The organism is Escherichia sp. MOD1-EC6475 (genome assembly GCF_003046645.1).
GTDB lineage: Bacteria > Pseudomonadota > Gammaproteobacteria > Enterobacterales > Enterobacteriaceae > Escherichia > Escherichia ruysiae.
Genome location: NZ_PZKQ01000039.1, coordinates 1 through 18512, shown reverse-complemented (window position 1 = coordinate 18512; position 18512 = coordinate 1). Strand labels below are relative to the sequence as shown.

The following is an 18512-nucleotide window of genomic DNA, read 5'->3' as shown; positions in this document are numbered from 1 at the left end:
AATCAAGGAAAAGGGGAAAATAAGCAATTATCTGAAAGAGATGCCCTTTCTGGCTGCAAAGGGCATCATGGTAACTCAGTTATAGTTAATCTTAAAAAGCACTACTGTATCGAAGGGACCAGCCTCGATGGGGGTGCCTGGTATGGATGACAATTCGGCGGTAAAGTTTTTTTCATAAACTAACATGTCGCTGGTGAAATCGGCATATTCGCTGTATTTGTTGAAAGTATAGGGCGAGGCGTTTTCATCCAGTAAACGTAGTTTAAGGCCATTACCAATCAACAATGCTTTATCTTCTTCAACCAACGTTTCTTCGGTATAAAACGAGGAACTGACTTTAAACCCGTCGGTGCACTGGTCATTTTGTGATTTCGTCGTCTTAATACTAAAACTTTTCGACATCGTGTGACGGCGAATATCCAGTACGTTAAATTTACCAAAATCAATCACCTGTGTTTCAGGCGAAATAGAAAAGTTAACGCTGCAATCCAGTACACGGATGTTTTCCAGACCGGTAATGTGATATTTCAGGTTTTGGGCGGAAGGATCTTCATTAACACTGCCAGCGCCATCAAATTGCACCACAATATAGTCGCTCAGCGTACTTTGATAATCATGCGGCGGCATTTCACGAACTTTAACATAGAGCCGCATACGCGCGAGAAATGTACGCGACATATGAATATTGCTGGGATCGCCGGAACAAATCTTATTTTGCCACCCCATGGCAATGATTTGCTCTGGTGTGTAGATATCAATTTTCTTGCTGTCGATACACTGGTTGGTGTCGATTCGGCTTTTCCCGAGACTGGCATCGTAATCAACGCCGTTATATGTTACGCCAAGTTGATAATAGCGATCCTGCATTCCGGGGTAGGGGTTTACCCAGGCATAAACATGCTCGCTTTCAAAGTTGCCGTTAGTATTGTTGTCACAATAGACGGGAATTTTAATATCGTCAGATTCCCAGATTTTATCGCCAGGTTTGGCATTGCCTGGCACAGCAAAGGGTTGAATAGCTTCTGATTTTTCTACAGATCCGCCAGATGCGCCAAAATAGCAGTTCAGCGCCAGCGCAGACTTCAACGGCAGAAATAACAGACAGATGATGAGCAACAATCCCTTGTCAGTACTCATTTCTTCGCCTCCACCGCCTGTAAACGACATTGTCCGTTACAGTTCAGAGTATTCATCCGTAATGCGCCGTAATCATCCATGTAACCCAGGTAAAAATGATTACCGTTATAGCTTCCAGTATTCGTTGTGACGGTGCTAAAAGGGGCAATCATCAGCGATTTAAAACCGGGGAGCACACCTTTATCATTTTGCCCAAGATAGGCAATCGTCAGGTAATAGGCGGTAGGGTTTTTCAGGGTAAGTTGGTTGCCCTGCTGGCTAACCTGTAACTGTAGCTCTACGTGTTCACCTGTTTTCTTGCGCAATGCCGCAGGTCGCCAGAACAACTTGATACGGCTTTGGATCGCGACCTGAAGTATCGCATGGTCGCTGCTTTTATCCGGTGCTGGCGGAATTTCGCGCATGTTATAGTAGAACAGCGTTTCACGATCGCCGGGTAACTGTGTGGTTGACGCTTGCTTTACAATCCGCACCTGCGATGTTGCTTTTGGTTCCAGGCGCTGTATTGGTGGCAGAGCGACCAGAAGATCGTCGCTTTTCTCCCCTTTATCATTTTCTATCCAGGAATAAGCAAGGTAAGGCAGTTTGTCACTCTGGTTTTCTATGCGCAGGCTGGTGGCTTTGTCGTTGGCGTTAAACACAACTCGTGTGCGATCGGGTTGCACGGCAGCGTGGCTACCCAGGCTGACGGCTAACAGAATCAGGGGCAATCCTTTAATAAATGTCATTCTCTTTTCCTTAATTAATGACAAGGTAAAATCAGGCGTTTGGTCGTATCTTCCAGACGTTCTGGCAGATGAATAATGCAACTTTGTTTGTCACCCCAGAGCACTGTAAATTGCTGGTTTTCAGCTACTCCACCAAGCCAGGCATGGCCTTCCTCGCTAACCATACCTACACTGATTCCGCTGCCATTCTGCTGAATATCGGCACCGAGAGGGGGATAGTGACCGCTGACGTCGCGAATAATAATGTTAACGTCTTTACCAGAACGGGAAGCCAGCGATTTGTAACCAATAGCGCCTTCAATCCACGTTTCTTTGATGACGTTTTCAGCAACAGTCACGCCGTCAGGTAAATCATTCATGTTGACTGCCACGGTGGAAGGTTGGTAACTGGAAATTAGCGGCACTACCGCAATACCAAAATGGTTGGTGTAGTCGAGGTTACCCTGAACCGGAATATTTGCCACGCCGTCGGTGCTGACCATCAGCCGTGGCTCGTTGGTTGAACTGCGGCGATGGAAGGCTGCGCCATATTGAGTGGCGGTAAAGGAACCACTCCAGCTACTGCTGACGGAGCTGTAATCATTGGCGGCATAAGTGCCAGACAAATCCCATTCACCGGCTGAACTCAGGTGTTGATAGTTGCCGCTCACCTGTGCGCCATTATCAGGGCGATCGGATTGTGCTCCGGCAGACATGCCCCAGCTATTACGTTCATCCAGCGTATCGTTCCACGACATGCGGTGTGTAGTGCTGTTACTACTGTTTTGCATGTCATAGCCGACTCGACCACCGTTACCGACAGGTAATGAAATCGACAGGTAAATCTGGTTGTCGCGATCTTTGTCTTCGTAGTGGGTTGTGTTGAATGACGTCGAAATTGATATATCTTTCCACTCACCGATATCAATATTAAAACCTGCCGTTATGTTGGCAGTCGTGGAGGTATTTGCGTTCCACCAGGTCTGATGTAACAGGTTGGCGTACAGGTTGAGGTTCAGAGGGGTTATCGGTTGGCCTACTGATAAGCTGATCGTCTGTTTTTCGTCTTGTGCATCGTTGTCGTTGTATTTGTGATCCAGATAGTTGGCGTAGCTGTGAAAATGACGATCGGAGAAGCGATAAGCAGCGAGTGAAATCGTACTATTTGTGGCGTCCACTTGTTTGCTGTAATTGAAACGGTAGCTTAAGCCTCGCTCGTCCTGCTGGGTATCAAATTGGCTACTGGCCCAGGTGACATCAAATGACAATGCTCCCAGCCAGAGCATATTTTGCCCGATGCCTATTGCGCCAGAATGATAGTCATTTCCTGAGAGTAGCAAACCGCCATATAACGAGGTATTCGAGAGCATCCCCCAGGACATTTCATTGCTAAAAAAGGTTTCATTTTCAGTTTGATGAGACATTGAGGTTCGCGGCTGACCAACAGCAAGTTTATAGCGAACCTGACCCTGGCGCGTCAGGAAGGGCGTCGAGGCGGCCGAAACCTGAAAGTTGTTCACACGTCCATCGTCTTCCGTCACTTTGACATCCAGCGTACCCTGGACAGACTGATTGATGTCATCAATGATAAACGGGCCAGGCGGGACTTTTTTCTGGTAAATAACTCGCCCCGAATGACTTACGGTGACGGTGGCGTTGGTTTGCGCGATACCGCTGATTTGTGGGGCGTAACCGCGCAGTTCCCAGGGCAACATCCGGTCATCGCTGGTCAGTGCCGCACCGGTATAAGAAAAACCGTCGAAAATATTGGAACTGAAATCAGTTTCGCCCAGGGTTAATTTCGAACCTAATTGTGGTAGTGGGCGAAAAAGATAAGTACGTGATATTCCGCCGCTCTGGTCATGGGCATTGTCGCTTTCGGAACGGCTCAACTGGTAATCGCTGCGTAAGCGCCATGCACCCATGTTAATACCGGCAGTACCATAAGCGTTCAGGTTAGTGTTGCTGCTACTGCCTTGGGGACGGTAGTTGCTGGCAAACAGGTTGTAATCCATCAGAAAGCCGGCTACACCTTCTTTCCATGTTGATGGCGGCATCCAGTTTTCTGAGTGCCATGCCAGCCACGCTTGCGGAATGGTGATATTGAGTTGCTGATTGGTTTGATCGAAATTGAAGAGTATTTCTGGATGCGAGCTAAAATCAACACACTGATTTCTCTGTATTAATGATTGACGGAAGTCTGGTTTTAAACCGAATTTATCCACCAGTGATTCATTGATACACGGAATGGTTTTATCACCGCTTTTTTGCCAGCTAATTTTTTGCCCGTTACTGATTTGGTTATTATTAACGGCAATGCTAACAAAATATTCACCGGGGGCAATCACCCCTTTGTCTTTTAATAATGAAATATCAATGCTATCACGCATCGATTTGTCGAGGACGCTCAGGTTAAATTCGACCGCCAGCGCGGACGGCATTACCATCGTCAGGCAGGAAATAAAAGAGAGTCGATAAATATTCACGGTGTCCATACCTGATAAATATTTGCAGAAAGGCGGCTACGTCGCCGCCATAATTATGCTTATTTATAATCCAGAACGTAGGTCGCGTTAGCGGTTACGGCACCAGCCGTGACATTGACTGCATTATCAATTTGTTCCATCCAGGCAAAGAAGTTCAGCGTTTGTTCTGTTGAGCTTGAATCCAGGTCGAGGTCTGGCGCAGCTGTACCCAATACGATGTTTGTGTCATTTTTGTCCATCAGTCTTACGCCGACACCTGTTGCTTCGCCAGCACTGGTATTACTCAACAGAGGTGTTGCCCCGGTCGTTTTAGCCGAACCGTCGAAGGTTACGGCAACTTTGGATATCGGCGAACCGCTACCATTATCAGAACTTGGCAGGTCACAGTTTATTAAGCGAATGTCGACGGCCACTTTATTGCTGTGATGATCCCGGTTTATATGGGTCGTCGTGACTTGTCCAAGGTCAATATTTTTATCAACATCATCTGGATGAATGTCACAAGGAGCTTCAATAATTTCACCTTTAAAGTGAATCTCACCAGAGCCTTCGTCTGCAGCATAAACAGGAGCAGTGAACAACAGAGATACGGCCAATGCGGCCAATGTTTTTTGTCCTTTAAACATAACAGAATCCTTTAAGGAAATAGAAAAATAGTATAGCTCTGCCAGATTATCTGATTTTGCGTGTGGAGTGTTTTTAGTTTTACTTAAAAATAGATTTAGTATTGCTAAATACGAAAGTAATTAATTTGTGATGTGAATTGATTTGGCTATTAAAAATAGAAGTGAGAAATGGATATGCATAATATTCAGAAGGTTATAAACAGGACGGAGAGGACAATTATTCCTAAAAAGATATTATATTGATTGCTATGTAAGCTGCTTGTTTTTTGTTCCTTGCCCGCTTTTTAATTTTATTTTTACAATTTTTCGTGTTTTATCCAACAAAAAATAACCCGCCATATAAAAAGGGCGGGTTAGATGAATTTACTGCTCAGTCATCAACGATTAACGTTTAATATCGCTTTTAAAGTCACGTTTTTCATAGCCAGTATACAGCTGACGCGGACGGGCAATTTTCATGCCGTCACTGTGCATTTCGCTCCAGTGGGCGATCCAGCCAACCGTACGTGCCATAGCGAAGATCACGGTGAACATGGAAGACGGAATACCCATCGCTTTCAGGATGATACCGGAGTAGAAGTCGACATTCGGGTACAGTTTCTTCTCGATAAAGTACGGGTCGTTCAGCGCGATGTTTTCCAGCTCCATTGCCACTTCCAGCAGGTCATCTTTGGTGCCCAGCTCTTTCAGGACTTCATGGCAGGTTTCACGCATTACGGTGGCGCGCGGGTCGTAATTTTTGTACACGCGGTGACCGAAGCCCATCAGGCGGAAAGAATCATTTTTGTCTTTCGCACGACGAACAAATTCCGGAATGTGCTTAACGGAGCTGATTTCTTCCAGCATTTTCAGCGCAGCTTCGTTAGCACCACCGTGAGCTGGCCCCCACAGCGAAGCAATACCTGCTGCGATACAAGCAAACGGGTTTGCACCCGAAGAGCCAGCGGTACGCACGGTAGAGGTAGAAGCATTCTGCTCGTGGTCAGCGTGCAGGATCAGAATACGATCCATTGCACGTTCCAGAATTGGATTGACTTCATACGGTTCGCACGGCGTGGAGAACATCATGTGCAGGAAGTTGCCAGCGTAAGAAAGGTCATTGCGCGGGTAAACAAATGGCTGACCGATGGAGTATTTGTAACACATCGCAGCCATGGTCGGCATTTTCGACAGCAGACGGAACGCGGCGATTTCACGATGACGTGGGTTATTGACGTCAAGTGAGTCGTGATAAAACGCTGCCAGCGCGCCGGTAATACCGCACATGACCGCCATCGGATGAGAGTCGCGACGGAAGGCGTGGAACAGACGGGTGATCTGTTCGTGGATCATCGTATGACGGGTAACTGTAGTTTTAAACTCGTCATACTGTTCCTGGGTCGGTTTTTCACCATTCAGCAGAATGTAACAGACTTCCAGGTAGTTAGAATCGGTCGCCAGCTGATCGATAGGGAAACCTCGATGCAGCAAAATACCTTCATCACCATCAATAAAAGTAATTTTAGATTCGCAGGATGCGGTTGAAGTGAAGCCTGGGTCAAAGGTGAACACACCTTTTGAACCGAGAGTACGGATATCAATAACATCTTGACCCAGCGTGCCTTTCAGCACATCCAGTTCAACAGCTGTATCCCCGTTGAGGGTGAGTTTTGCTTTTGTATCAGCCATTTAAGGTCTCCTTAGCGCCTTATTGCGTAAGACTGCCGGAACTTAAATTTGCCTTCGCACATCAACCTGGCTTTACCCGTTTGTTATTTGGCTCGCCGCTCTGTGAAAGAGGGGAAAACCTGGGTACAGAGCTCTGGGCGCTTGCAGGTAAAGGATTCATTGATGACGAATAAACGGCGAATCAAGCACTTAGCAATCCGAATTATTAAACCTGTCTATCACTAATAACTGTCCTGGATGGATTGGTCAATACTTCCACACTGTTACATAAGTTAATCTTAGGTGAAATAGTGACCCCATAACTTTTACGCATTATATGCTTTTCCTGATGATGTTTGTAACAACTTTGTTGAATGATTGTCAAATGAGATGGTTAAAAATTAAATAAATGTTGTTATCGTGACTCAGATCACTGTTCTGGATAAAACCCGACAAAGCATATGTAGGTTAATTGTAATGATTTTGTGAACGGCCTATACTGCCGCCAGGTCTCCGGAACACCCTGCAATCCCGAGCCACCCAGCGTTGTAACGTGTCGTTTTCGCATCTGGAAGCAGTGTTTTGCATGACGCGCAGTTATAGAAAGGACGCTGTCTGACCCGCAAGCAGACCGGAGGAAGGAAATCCCGACGTCTCCAGGTAACAGAAAGTTATCCTCTGTACCCGTAGTCCCCAGGGAATAATAAGAACAGCATGTGGGCGTTATTCATGATAAGAAATGTGAAAAAACAAAGACCTGTTAATCTGGACCTACAGACCATCCGGTTCCCCGTCACGGCGATAGCGTCCATTCTCCATCGCGTTTCCGGTGTGATCACCTTTGTTGCAGTGGGCATCCTGCTGTGGCTTCTGGGTACCAGCCTCTCTTCCCCTGAAGGTTTCGAGCAAGCTTCCGCCATTATGGGCAGCTTCTTCGTCAAATTTATCATGTGGGGCATCCTTACCGCTCTGGCGTATCACGTCGTCGTAGGTATTCGCCACATGATGATGGATTTTGGCTATCTGGAAGAAACATTCGAAGCGGGTAAACGCTCCGCCAAAATCTCCTTTGTCATTACTGTCGTGCTTTCAATTCTTGCAGGAGTCCTCGTATGGTAAGCAACGCCTCCGCATTAGGACGCAATGGCGTACATGATTTCATCCTCGTTCGCGCTACTGCTATCGTCCTGACGCTCTACATCATTTATATGGTCGGTTTTTTCGCTACCAGTGGCGAACTGACATATGAAGTCTGGATCGGTTTCTTTGCCTCTGCGTTCACTAAAGTGTTCACCCTGCTGGCGCTGTTTTCCATCTTGATCCATGCCTGGATCGGCATGTGGCAGGTGTTGACCGACTACGTTAAACCGCTGGCTTTGCGCCTGATGCTGCAACTGGTGATTGTCGTTGCACTGGTGGTTTACGTGATTTATGGATTCGTTGTGGTGTGGGGTGTGTGATGAAATTGCCAGTCAGAGAATTTGATGCAGTTGTGATTGGTGCTGGTGGCGCAGGTATGCGCGCGGCGCTGCAAATTTCCCAGAGCGGCCAGACCTGTGCGCTGCTCTCTAAAGTCTTCCCGACCCGTTCCCATACCGTTTCTGCGCAGGGCGGCATTACCGTTGCGCTGGGTAATACCCATGAAGATAACTGGGAATGGCATATGTACGACACCGTAAAAGGGTCGGACTATATTGGTGACCAGGACGCGATTGAATATATGTGTAAAACCGGGCCGGAAGCGATTCTGGAACTGGAACACATGGGGCTGCCGTTCTCGCGCCTTGATGATGGTCGTATCTATCAACGTCCGTTTGGCGGCCAGTCGAAAAACTTCGGCGGCGAGCAGGCGGCACGTACAGCGGCAGCGGCTGACCGTACCGGTCACGCACTGTTGCACACGCTTTATCAGCAGAACCTGAAAAACCACACCACTATTTTCTCCGAATGGTATGCGCTGGATCTGGTGAAAAACCAGGATGGCGCGGTGGTGGGTTGTACCGCACTGTGCATCGAAACCGGTGAAGTGGTTTACTTCAAAGCCCGCGCGACCGTGCTGGCGACCGGCGGGGCAGGGCGTATTTATCAGTCCACCACCAATGCCCACATTAACACCGGCGACGGCGTCGGCATGGCTATCCGTGCAGGCGTACCGGTGCAGGATATGGAAATGTGGCAGTTCCACCCGACGGGGATTGCCGGTGCGGGCGTACTGGTCACCGAAGGTTGCCGTGGTGAAGGCGGCTATCTGCTGAACAAACATGGCGAACGCTTTATGGAGCGTTATGCGCCGAACGCTAAAGACCTGGCGGGTCGTGATGTGGTGGCGCGCTCCATCATGATCGAAATCCGTGAAGGTCGCGGCTGTGATGGTCCGTGGGGACCACACGCAAAACTGAAACTCGACCACTTGGGTAAAGAAGTTCTCGAATCCCGCTTGCCGGGTATCCTGGAACTCTCCCGTACCTTCGCTCACGTTGATCCGGTTAAAGAACCGATTCCGGTTATCCCAACCTGTCACTATATGATGGGCGGTATACCGACCAAAGTGACCGGTCAGGCGCTGACGGTGAACGAGAAGGGCGAAGATGTGGTGATCCCTGGCCTGTTCGCGGTGGGGGAAATTGCTTGCGTATCGGTACACGGTGCTAACCGTCTGGGCGGCAACTCGCTGCTGGATCTGGTGGTATTTGGTCGCGCGGCAGGTCTGCATCTGCAAGAGTCTATCGCCGAGCAGGGCGCACTGCGCGATGCCAGCGAGTCTGATGTTGAAGTTTCTCTGGAGCGCCTGAACCGCTGGAATAATAACCGTAACGGTGAAGATCCGGTGGCGATTCGTAAAGCACTGCAAGAATGTATGCAGCATAACTTCTCGGTATTCCGTGAAGGTGATGCGATGGCGAAAGGGCTTGAGCAGTTGAAAGTGATCCGCGAGCGTCTGAAAAATGCCCGTCTGGATGACACTTCCAGCGAGTTCAACACCCAGCGCGTTGAATGCCTGGAACTGGATAACCTGATGGAAACGGCGTATGCAACGGCTGTTTCTGCCAACTTCCGTACTGAAAGCCGTGGCGCGCATAGCCGCTTCGACTTCCCGGATCGTGATGATGAAAACTGGCTGTGCCACTCCCTGTATCTGCCAGAGTCGGAATCCATGACGCGACGTAGCGTCAACATGGAACCGAAACTGCGCCCGGCATTCCCGCCGAAGATTCGTACTTACTAATGCGGAGACAGGAAAATGAGACTCGAGTTTTCAATTTATCGCTATAACCCGGATGTTGATGATGCTCCGCGTATGCAGGATTACACCCTGGAAGCGGAAGAAGGTCGCGACATGATGCTGCTGGATGCACTTATTCAGCTGAAAGAGAAAGATCCCAGCCTGTCGTTCCGTCGCTCCTGCCGTGAAGGTGTGTGTGGTTCCGACGGTCTGAACATGAATGGCAAGAATGGTCTGGCCTGTATTACCCCGATTTCGGCACTCAACCAGCCGGGCAAGAAGATTGTAATTCGTCCGTTGCCAGGTTTACCGGTTGTCCGCGATTTGGTGGTAGACATGGGACAATTCTATGCGCAATATGAGAAAATTAAGCCTTACTTGTTGAATAATGGACAAAATCTACCAGCTCGTGAGCATTTACAAATGCCAGAGCAACGTGAAAAACTCGACGGGCTGTATGAATGTATTCTCTGCGCATGTTGTTCAACCTCTTGTCCGTCTTTCTGGTGGAATCCCGATAAGTTTATCGGTCCTGCAGGCTTGTTAGCGGCGTATCGTTTCCTGATTGATAGCCGTGATACCGAGACTGACAGTCGCCTTGACGGTTTGAGTGATGCATTCAGTGTATTCCGCTGTCACAGCATCATGAACTGCGTCAGTGTATGTCCGAAAGGGCTGAATCCGACGCGTGCCATCGGCCATATCAAGTCGATGTTGTTGCAACGTAATGCATAAATACCAGGCCTGATAAGACGCGCAAGCGTCGCATCAGGCAACCAGTGCCGGATGCGGCGTAAACGCCTTATCCGGTCTGGAAAAGAAATGCAGGAAATCTTTAAAAACTGCCCCTGACACTAAGACAGTTTTTAAAGGTTCCTTAGCGGACGCAGAAAACACGACAAGTCCGCAACAAGTGAACCCCGGCACGCACATCACTGTGCGTGGTAGTATCCACGGCGAAGTAAGCATAAAAAAGATGCTTAAGGGATCACGATGCAGAACAGCGCTTTGAAAGCCTGGTTGGACTCTTCTTACCTCTCTGGCGCAAACCAGAGCTGGATAGAACAGCTCTATGAAGACTTCTTAACCGATCCTGACTCGGTTGACGCTAACTGGCGTTCGACGTTCCAGCAGTTACCTGGTACGGGAGTCAAACCGGATCAATTCCATTCTCAAACGCGTGAATATTTCCGCCGCCTGGCGAAAGACGCTTCACGTTACTCTTCAACGATCTCCGACCCTGACACCAATGTGAAGCAGGTTAAAGTCCTGCAGCTCATTAACGCATACCGCTTCCGTGGTCACCAACATGCGAATCTCGATCCGCTGGGACTGTGGCAGCAAGATAAAGTGGCCGATCTGGATCCGTCTTTCCACGATCTGACCGAAGCAGACTTTCAGGAGACCTTCAACGTCGGTTCATTTGCCAGCGGCAAAGAGACCATGAAACTCGGCGAGCTGCTGGAAGCTCTCAAGCAAACCTACTGCGGCCCGATTGGCGCCGAGTATATGCACATAACCAGCACCGAAGAAAAACGCTGGATCCAACAGCGTATCGAGTCTGGTCGCGCGACTTTCAATAGCGAAGAGAAAAAACGCTTCTTAAGCGAACTGACCGCCGCTGAAGGCCTTGAACGTTACCTTGGCGCAAAATTCCCTGGCGCAAAACGCTTCTCGCTGGAAGGCGGCGACGCGTTAATCCCGATGCTTAAAGAGATGATCCGCCACGCGGGCAACAGCGGCACCCGTGAAGTGGTTCTCGGGATGGCGCACCGTGGTCGTCTGAACGTGCTGGTGAACGTGCTGGGTAAAAAACCGCAAGACTTGTTCGACGAGTTTGCCGGTAAACATAAAGAACACCTCGGCACGGGTGACGTGAAATACCACATGGGCTTCTCGTCTGACTTCCAGACCGATGGCGGCCTGGTGCACCTGGCACTGGCATTTAACCCGTCTCACCTTGAGATTGTAAGCCCGGTAGTTATCGGTTCTGTTCGTGCCCGTCTGGACAGACTTGATGAGCCGAGCAGCAATAAAGTCCTGCCAATCACCATCCACGGTGACGCCGCAGTGACCGGACAGGGCGTGGTTCAGGAAACCCTGAACATGTCGAAAGCGCGCGGTTATGAAGTTGGCGGTACGGTACGTATCGTTATCAACAACCAGGTTGGCTTCACCACCTCTAACCCGCTGGATGCTCGTTCGACGCCGTACTGTACTGATATCGGCAAGATGGTTCAGGCACCGATTTTCCACGTTAACGCGGACGATCCGGAAGCCGTTGCCTTTGTGACCCGTCTGGCGCTCGATTTCCGTAACACCTTTAAACGTGATGTCTTCATCGACCTGGTATGCTACCGCCGTCACGGCCACAACGAAGCCGACGAGCCGAGCGCAACTCAGCCGCTGATGTATCAGAAAATCAAAAAACATCCAACGCCGCGCAAAATCTACGCTGACAAGCTGGAGCAGGAAAAAGTGGCGACGCTGGAAGATGCCACCGAGATGGTTAACCTGTACCGCGATGCGCTGGATGCTGGCGATTGCGTGGTGGCAGAGTGGCGTCCGATGAACATGCACTCCTTCACCTGGTCGCCGTACCTCAACCACGAATGGGACGAAGAGTACCCGAACAAAGTTGAGATGAAGCGCCTGCAGGAGCTGGCTAAACGCATCAGCACGGTGCCAGAAGCCATTGAAATGCAGTCTCGCGTTGCCAAGATTTATGGCGATCGCCAGGCGATGGCTGCTGGTGAGAAACTGTTCGACTGGGGCGGTGCGGAAAACCTCGCTTACGCCACGCTGGTTGATGAAGGCATTCCGGTTCGCCTGTCGGGTGAAGACTCCGGTCGCGGTACGTTCTTCCACCGTCACGCGGTGATCCATAACCAGTCTAACGGTTCCACTTACACGCCGCTGCAACATATCCATAACGGCCAGGGCGCGTTCCGCGTCTGGGACTCCGTACTATCTGAAGAAGCTGTGCTGGCGTTTGAATACGGTTATGCCACCGCAGAACCACGCACCCTGACCATCTGGGAAGCACAGTTCGGTGACTTCGCCAACGGTGCGCAGGTGGTTATCGACCAGTTCATCTCCTCTGGCGAACAGAAATGGGGCCGGATGTGTGGTCTGGTGATGCTACTGCCGCACGGTTACGAAGGGCAGGGGCCGGAGCACTCCTCCGCGCGTCTGGAACGTTATCTGCAACTTTGTGCTGAGCAAAACATGCAGGTGTGCGTACCGTCTACCCCGGCACAGGTTTACCACATGCTGCGTCGTCAGGCGCTGCGCGGGATGCGTCGTCCGCTGGTCGTGATGTCGCCGAAATCCCTGCTGCGTCATCCGCTGGCGGTTTCCAGCCTCGAAGAACTGGCGAACGGCACCTTCCTGCCAGCCATCGGTGAAATCGACGAGCTTGATCCGAAGGGCGTGAAGCGCGTGGTGATGTGTTCTGGTAAGGTTTATTACGACCTGCTGGAACAACGTCGTAAGAACAATCAACACGATGTCGCCATTGTGCGTATCGAGCAACTCTACCCGTTCCCGCATAAAGCGATGCAGGAAGTGTTGCAGCAGTTTGCTCACGTCAAGGATTTTGTCTGGTGCCAGGAAGAGCCGCTCAACCAGGGCGCATGGTACTGCAGCCAGCATCATTTCCGTGAAGTGATTCCGTTTGGGGCTTCTCTGCGTTATGCAGGCCGCCCGGCCTCCGCCTCTCCGGCGGTAGGGTATATGTCCGTTCACCAGAAACAGCAACAAGATCTGGTTAATGACGCGCTGAACGTCGAATAAATAAAGGATACACAATGAGTAGCGTAGATATTCTGGTCCCTGACCTGCCTGAATCCGTAGCCGATGCCACCGTCGCAACCTGGCATAAAAAACCCGGCGACGCAGTCGTACGTGATGAAGTGCTGGTAGAAATCGAAACTGACAAAGTGGTACTGGAAGTACCGGCATCAGCAGACGGCATTCTGGATGCGGTTCTGGAAGATGAAGGTACAACTGTAACGTCTCGTCAGATCCTCGGTCGCCTGCGTGAAGGCAACAGCGCCGGTAAAGAAACCAGCGCCAAATCTGAAGAGAAAGCGTCCACTCCGGCACAACGCCAGCAGGCGTCTCTGGAAGAGCAAAACAACGACGCGTTAAGCCCGGCGATCCGTCGCCTGCTGGCTGAACACAACCTCGAAGCTAGCGCGATTAAAGGCACTGGTGTCGGTGGTCGTCTGACCCGTGAAGATGTGGAAAAACATCTGGCGAAAGCCACGGCGAAAGAGTCTGCACCGGCTGCTGCTGCTCCAGCGGCACAACCAGCACTGGCTGCACGTAGCGAAAAACGTGTCCCGATGACTCGCCTGCGTAAGCGTGTGGCAGAGCGTCTGCTGGAAGCGAAAAACTCCACCGCCATGTTGACCACGTTCAACGAAGTCAACATGAAGCCGATTATGGATCTGCGTAAGCAGTACGGTGAAGCATTTGAAAAACGTCACGGCATCCGTCTGGGCTTTATGTCCTTCTACGTGAAAGCTGTGGTTGAAGCCCTGAAACGTTACCCGGAAGTGAATGCTTCTATCGATGGCGATGATGTGGTTTACCACAACTATTTCGACGTCAGCATGGCGGTTTCTACGCCGCGCGGTCTGGTGACGCCGGTTCTGCGTGATGTCGATACCCTCGGCATGGCAGATATCGAGAAGAAAATCAAAGAGCTGGCTGTTAAAGGCCGTGACGGTAAGCTGACGGTTGAAGATCTGACCGGTGGTAACTTCACCATAACCAACGGTGGTGTGTTCGGTTCCCTGATGTCAACGCCTATCATCAACCCGCCGCAGAGCGCAATTCTGGGTATGCACGCTATCAAAGATCGTCCGATGGCGGTGAATGGTCAGGTTGAGATCCTGCCGATGATGTACCTGGCGTTGTCCTACGATCACCGTCTGATCGATGGTCGCGAATCCGTGGGCTTCCTGGTAACGATCAAAGAGTTGCTGGAAGATCCGACGCGTCTGCTGCTGGACGTATAGTAGTTTAAGCCTCACCTGCACTGTAGACCGGATAAGGGGTTATCGCCTTCTCCGGCAATTGAAGCCTGATGCGACGCTGGCGCGTCTTATCAGGCTTACGGGTGACCGACAATGCCCGGAAACGATACGTCATATTCGGTCTACGGTTTAAAAGATAACGATTACTAAAGGATGGACAGAACACATGAACTTACATGAATATCAGGCAAAACAACTTTTTGCCCGCTATGGCTTACCGGCGCCAGTGGGTTATGCCTGTACTACTCCGCGCGAAGCAGAAGAAGCCGCTTCAAAAATCGGTGCGGGTCCGTGGGTAGTGAAATGTCAGGTTCACGCTGGTGGCCGTGGTAAAGCGGGCGGTGTGAAAGTTGTAAACAGCAAAGAAGACATCCGTGCTTTTGCAGAGAACTGGCTGGGCAAGCGTCTGGTAACGTATCAAACAGACGCCAATGGCCAACCGGTTAACCAGATTCTGGTTGAAGCGGCGACCGATATCGCTAAAGAGCTGTATCTCGGTGCTGTTGTTGACCGTAGTTCCCGTCGCGTGGTCTTTATGGCCTCCACCGAAGGCGGTGTGGAAATCGAAAAAGTGGCGGAAGAAACCCCGCACCTGATCCACAAAGTTGCGCTTGATCCGCTGACTGGCCCGATGCCGTATCAGGGACGTGAGCTGGCGTTCAAACTGGGTCTGGAAGGTAAACTGGTTCAGCAGTTCACCAAAATCTTCATGGGTCTGGCGACCATTTTCCTGGAGCGCGACCTGGCGCTGATCGAAATCAACCCGCTGGTTATTACTAAACAGGGCGATCTTGTCTGCCTCGATGGCAAACTGGGCGCTGACGGCAACGCACTGTTCCGCCAGCCTGATCTGCGCGAAATGCGCGACCAGTCGCAGGAAGATCCGCGTGAAGCACAAGCTGCACAGTGGGAGCTGAACTACGTTGCGCTGGACGGTAACATCGGTTGTATGGTTAACGGTGCAGGTCTGGCGATGGGTACGATGGACATCGTTAAACTGCACGGCGGCGAACCGGCTAACTTCCTTGACGTTGGTGGTGGCGCTACCAAAGAGCGCGTGACCGAAGCGTTCAAAATCATCCTCTCTGACGACAAAGTGAAGGCCGTTCTGGTTAACATCTTCGGCGGTATCGTTCGTTGCGACCTGATCGCTGACGGTATCATCGGCGCGGTAGCGGAAGTGGGTGTTAACGTACCGGTCGTGGTACGTCTGGAAGGTAACAACGCCGAACTCGGCGCGAAGAAACTGGCTGACAGTGGCCTGAATATTATTGCAGCAAAAGGTCTGACGGATGCAGCTCAGCAGGTTGTTGCCGCAGTGGAGGGGAAATAATGTCCATTTTAATTGATAAAAACACCAAGGTTATCTGCCAGGGCTTTACCGGTAGCCAGGGGACTTTCCACTCTGAACAGGCCATTGCATACGGCACGAAAATGGTTGGCGGCGTAACTCCAGGTAAAGGCGGCACCACCCACCTCGGCCTGCCGGTGTTCAACACCGTGCGTGAAGCCGTTGCCGCCACTGGCGCTACTGCTTCTGTTATCTATGTACCAGCGCCGTTCTGCAAAGACTCCATTCTGGAAGCCATCGATGCAGGCATTAAACTGATTATCACCATCACTGAAGGTATCCCGACGCTGGATATGCTGACCGTGAAAGTGAAGCTGGATGAAGCAGGCGTTCGTATGATCGGCCCGAACTGCCCGGGCGTTATCACCCCGGGTGAATGCAAAATCGGTATCCAGCCGGGTCACATTCACAAACCGGGTAAAGTGGGTATCGTTTCCCGTTCCGGTACACTGACCTATGAAGCGGTTAAACAGACCACGGATTACGGTTTCGGTCAGTCGACCTGTGTGGGTATCGGCGGCGACCCGATCCCAGGTTCTAACTTTATCGACATTCTCGAAATGTTCGAAAAAGACCCGCAGACCGAAGCGATCGTGATGATCGGTGAGATCGGCGGTAGCGCAGAAGAAGAAGCGGCTGCGTACATCAAAGAGCACGTCACCAAGCCAGTTGTGGGTTACATTGCCGGTGTGACTGCGCCGAAAGGCAAACGTATGGGTCATGCTGGCGCCATCATTGCCGGTGGTAAAGGGACTGCGGATGAGAAGTTCGCTGCCCTGGAAGCCGCAGGCGTGAAAACCGTTCGCAGCCTGGCTGATATCGGTGAAGCACTGAAAACTGTTCTGAAATAAATATCTGTAATAAGAAATAGCCCTCGCCGCTTCCCTCTACAGGAATGGCGAAGGGCTGTCGGTTTCGACATGGTTGGCCATCTTATGATGGCCTTTTTTGTTTTTATTCGGGCGCTAATCTGAAAAGCTTTCCCGCTGCTTTTTTTCCCATCCCTTGCGCAATAATGCCCGGCGAAATATCTCTTCTCCATTCAGTAAAAGGATTTATACATGAAGAAAATTGTTCTGCCGAGCTCCCTGGTACGTAGTTATAGTGTCCCTGCTGGAGAACGAGGGAACATCTGGACCGTGTTTAAACTCAATCCAGACGGCGAGTTTGAAGATATCAACTCTGTTACCAGCGCCAATTTTAATGACACCACATTAGGCGTCAGGGATTTAGCCACTGTGATAATGCCTGCGACGGGCTCTTCAACTCCGGCTTCGCCCGCGATGCAAAACAGTGGAGATACTCAACTGGCAAGAAAATATAATCATGAAGGTGAAGCTGTTTACAAAACCGGTCAACTTGAGCAAGCCATTCAACTCTTCCAACAGGCAACAGAATTAGACGGCAATTACGGACAGGCATTTAGTAACCTGGATCTGGCTTATCAGAAAAATGGCAACATAGCGGAAGCGATTTGGGCAAATCGTAAAGCGATCTCGTTAGCCAGTGGAGCAAATGCGGCGACAACGCGCGCTAACTCCTATTATAACATTGCCAAAATTTATGAAACTGCAGGACAGAACGCTGATGCATTGCAGCATTATCAACTCGCTTATGCGGAAAAAAATAAGCCCTCTTATGAAGAGGCTATCGCACGTGTAAAAGCAAAAATGTAAATCAGCTGTATTTTGAGGGCAACTGATGATACCCGCTGTTTACGAACATCTTATTTGCCGGTTACACAGTTTCCTGATTTGACCTGCGTGAGAGGCGCAGGTCATTAATCATTTCAAACGTGAACTACGGTCGAAAATATTATTTCAGCATGAATTAATATATATTTTTTTGGGGCTTTATAAGTAGCTGATGCTTCTTTACAATGCGATTGTATAAAAAACTTTTTTAATATAATTAGTTATATCACTTGATGTACTACTGAATTATCAACTATTACTTTAAGGTTCAGTAGTCGTAAAGCCGTATCTCCAGATAATTAAATTTCTGATATCTTACAATATCATCATATTCAAATGGTTAAATTAAGAATATTACACGGCCAAAACAGGCAGTAGACTGGCCCCCTGAACCTCCAGACAACCAATATCACTTAAATAAGTGATAGTCTTAATACTAGTTTTTAGACTAGTCATTGGAGAACAGATGATTGATGTCTTAGGGCCGGAGAAACGCAGACGGCGTACTACACAGGAAAAGATCGCTATCGTTCAGCAGAGCTTTGAACCGGGAATGACGGTCTCCCTTGTTGCCCGGCAACATGGTGTGGCAGCCA

Annotated in this window: 15 protein-coding genes and 1 pseudogene; 10 read left to right on the top strand and 6 right to left on the bottom strand. The window is 50.0% G+C overall.

Going from position 1 to position 18512, the window contains the following annotated elements:
* Positions 1-75 precede the first annotated feature (75 nt).
* From A7589_RS13005 to A7589_RS22825, 6 genes are all read right to left on the bottom strand, one after another.
* Positions 76-1137, bottom strand: coding sequence for a fimbrial protein (locus tag A7589_RS13005; RefSeq protein WP_000102196.1), 1062 nt, complete (start codon positions 1135-1137; stop codon positions 76-78).
* Entirely contained in the window at positions 1134-1865 is a 732-nt protein-coding gene (locus A7589_RS13000) for a fimbrial biogenesis chaperone (RefSeq protein WP_000142795.1), read from the bottom strand. The genes A7589_RS13005 and A7589_RS13000 overlap by 4 nt, the downstream gene beginning before the upstream one ends.
* Positions 1866-1879: 14 nt before the next feature.
* Positions 1880-4339 carry a fimbria/pilus outer membrane usher protein gene (locus tag A7589_RS12995; protein WP_165797962.1) on the bottom strand — a complete coding sequence of 820 codons (2460 nt, stop codon included), beginning with the start codon at positions 4337-4339 and terminating at the stop codon, positions 1880-1882.
* Positions 4340-4389: 50 nt separating this feature from the next.
* Positions 4390-4956 carry a fimbrial protein gene (locus tag A7589_RS12990; RefSeq protein WP_000472410.1) on the bottom strand — a complete coding sequence of 189 codons (567 nt, stop codon included), beginning with the start codon at positions 4954-4956 and terminating at the stop codon, positions 4390-4392.
* A 384-nt stretch (positions 4957-5340) separates the two neighbouring features.
* Positions 5341-6624 carry a citrate synthase gene (gltA, locus tag A7589_RS12985; protein WP_000785828.1) on the bottom strand — a complete coding sequence of 428 codons (1284 nt, stop codon included), beginning with the start codon at positions 6622-6624 and terminating at the stop codon, positions 5341-5343.
* A 205-nt stretch (positions 6625-6829) separates the two neighbouring features.
* Positions 6830-6937 (bottom strand): hypothetical protein, encoded by a 108-nt coding sequence (locus A7589_RS22825; RefSeq protein ID WP_122983127.1) that lies wholly within the window; start codon positions 6935-6937, stop codon positions 6830-6832.
* A 380-nt stretch (positions 6938-7317) separates the two neighbouring features.
* Between A7589_RS22825 and sdhC the strand changes: the two genes are divergently transcribed.
* The 10 genes and pseudogenes from sdhC to A7589_RS12925 form a co-directional block, all read left to right on the top strand.
* Positions 7318-7722, top strand: a complete 405-nt coding sequence (gene sdhC, locus A7589_RS12970) for a succinate dehydrogenase cytochrome b556 subunit (RefSeq protein WP_000263354.1) — start codon at positions 7318-7320, stop codon at positions 7720-7722.
* Positions 7716-8063 carry a succinate dehydrogenase membrane anchor subunit gene (gene sdhD / locus A7589_RS12965; protein ID WP_000254365.1) on the top strand — a complete coding sequence of 116 codons (348 nt, stop codon included), beginning with the start codon at positions 7716-7718 and terminating at the stop codon, positions 8061-8063. Before sdhC ends, sdhD begins: the two co-directional genes overlap by 7 nt.
* Positions 8063-9829: a succinate dehydrogenase flavoprotein subunit gene (sdhA, locus tag A7589_RS12960; protein WP_000775532.1), complete on the top strand. Its 1767-nt coding sequence runs from the start codon at positions 8063-8065 to the stop codon at positions 9827-9829. The genes sdhD and sdhA overlap by 1 nt, the downstream gene beginning before the upstream one ends.
* A 15-nt stretch (positions 9830-9844) precedes the next feature.
* Positions 9845-10561: a succinate dehydrogenase iron-sulfur subunit SdhB gene (gene sdhB / locus A7589_RS12955; RefSeq protein WP_001235265.1), complete on the top strand. Its 717-nt coding sequence runs from the start codon at positions 9845-9847 to the stop codon at positions 10559-10561.
* Positions 10562-10819: 258 nt separating this feature from the next.
* Positions 10820-13621, top strand: coding sequence for a 2-oxoglutarate dehydrogenase E1 component (gene sucA / locus A7589_RS12950; protein WP_001181468.1), 2802 nt, complete (start codon positions 10820-10822; stop codon positions 13619-13621).
* Between the two features lie 14 nt (positions 13622-13635).
* Entirely contained in the window at positions 13636-14853 is a 1218-nt protein-coding gene (odhB, locus tag A7589_RS12945) for a 2-oxoglutarate dehydrogenase complex dihydrolipoyllysine-residue succinyltransferase (protein ID WP_016159059.1), read from the top strand.
* A gap of 184 nt (positions 14854-15037) precedes the next feature.
* The gene (gene sucC / locus A7589_RS12940) at positions 15038-16204 is read left to right on the top strand and encodes an ADP-forming succinate--CoA ligase subunit beta (protein WP_001048608.1); all 1167 of its coding nucleotides are present in this window, start codon (positions 15038-15040) and stop codon (positions 16202-16204) included.
* Positions 16204-17073 (top strand): succinate--CoA ligase subunit alpha, encoded by an 870-nt coding sequence (gene sucD, locus A7589_RS12935; protein ID WP_000025458.1) that lies wholly within the window; start codon positions 16204-16206, stop codon positions 17071-17073. Before sucC ends, sucD begins: the two co-directional genes overlap by 1 nt.
* Positions 17074-17292: 219 nt before the next feature.
* Positions 17293-17898: pseudogene (locus tag A7589_RS12930) on the top strand (tetratricopeptide repeat protein); the annotation flags it as partial.
* Between the two features lie 484 nt (positions 17899-18382).
* On the top strand, positions 18383-18512 hold a 130-nt coding region (locus A7589_RS12925; RefSeq protein WP_000567664.1), incomplete at its 3' end, for an IS3 family transposase.

Coding starts and splice junctions, on each gene's coding strand:
- sucC (WP_001048608.1), top strand. CDS start 15,038: ATGAACTTACATGAATATCAGGCAAAACAACTTTTTGCCCGCTATGGC.
- gltA (WP_000785828.1), bottom strand. CDS start 6,624: ATGGCTGATACAAAAGCAAAACTCACCCTCAACGGGGATACAGCTGTT.
- A7589_RS12990 (WP_000472410.1), bottom strand. CDS start 4,956: ATGTTTAAAGGACAAAAAACATTGGCCGCATTGGCCGTATCTCTGTTG.
- sdhA (WP_000775532.1), top strand. CDS start 8,063: ATGAAATTGCCAGTCAGAGAATTTGATGCAGTTGTGATTGGTGCTGGT.
- sucA (WP_001181468.1), top strand. CDS start 10,820: ATGCAGAACAGCGCTTTGAAAGCCTGGTTGGACTCTTCTTACCTCTCT.
- A7589_RS22825 (WP_122983127.1), bottom strand. CDS start 6,937: ATGCGTAAAAGTTATGGGGTCACTATTTCACCTAAGATTAACTTATGT.
- odhB (WP_016159059.1), top strand. CDS start 13,636: ATGAGTAGCGTAGATATTCTGGTCCCTGACCTGCCTGAATCCGTAGCC.
- sdhD (WP_000254365.1), top strand. CDS start 7,716: ATGGTAAGCAACGCCTCCGCATTAGGACGCAATGGCGTACATGATTTC.
- sdhC (WP_000263354.1), top strand. CDS start 7,318: ATGTGGGCGTTATTCATGATAAGAAATGTGAAAAAACAAAGACCTGTT.
- A7589_RS13000 (WP_000142795.1), bottom strand. CDS start 1,865: ATGACATTTATTAAAGGATTGCCCCTGATTCTGTTAGCCGTCAGCCTG.
- A7589_RS13005 (WP_000102196.1), bottom strand. CDS start 1,137: ATGAGTACTGACAAGGGATTGTTGCTCATCATCTGTCTGTTATTTCTG.
- sdhB (WP_001235265.1), top strand. CDS start 9,845: ATGAGACTCGAGTTTTCAATTTATCGCTATAACCCGGATGTTGATGAT.
- A7589_RS12995 (WP_165797962.1), bottom strand. CDS start 4,339: ATGGACACCGTGAATATTTATCGACTCTCTTTTATTTCCTGCCTGACG.
- sucD (WP_000025458.1), top strand. CDS start 16,204: ATGTCCATTTTAATTGATAAAAACACCAAGGTTATCTGCCAGGGCTTT.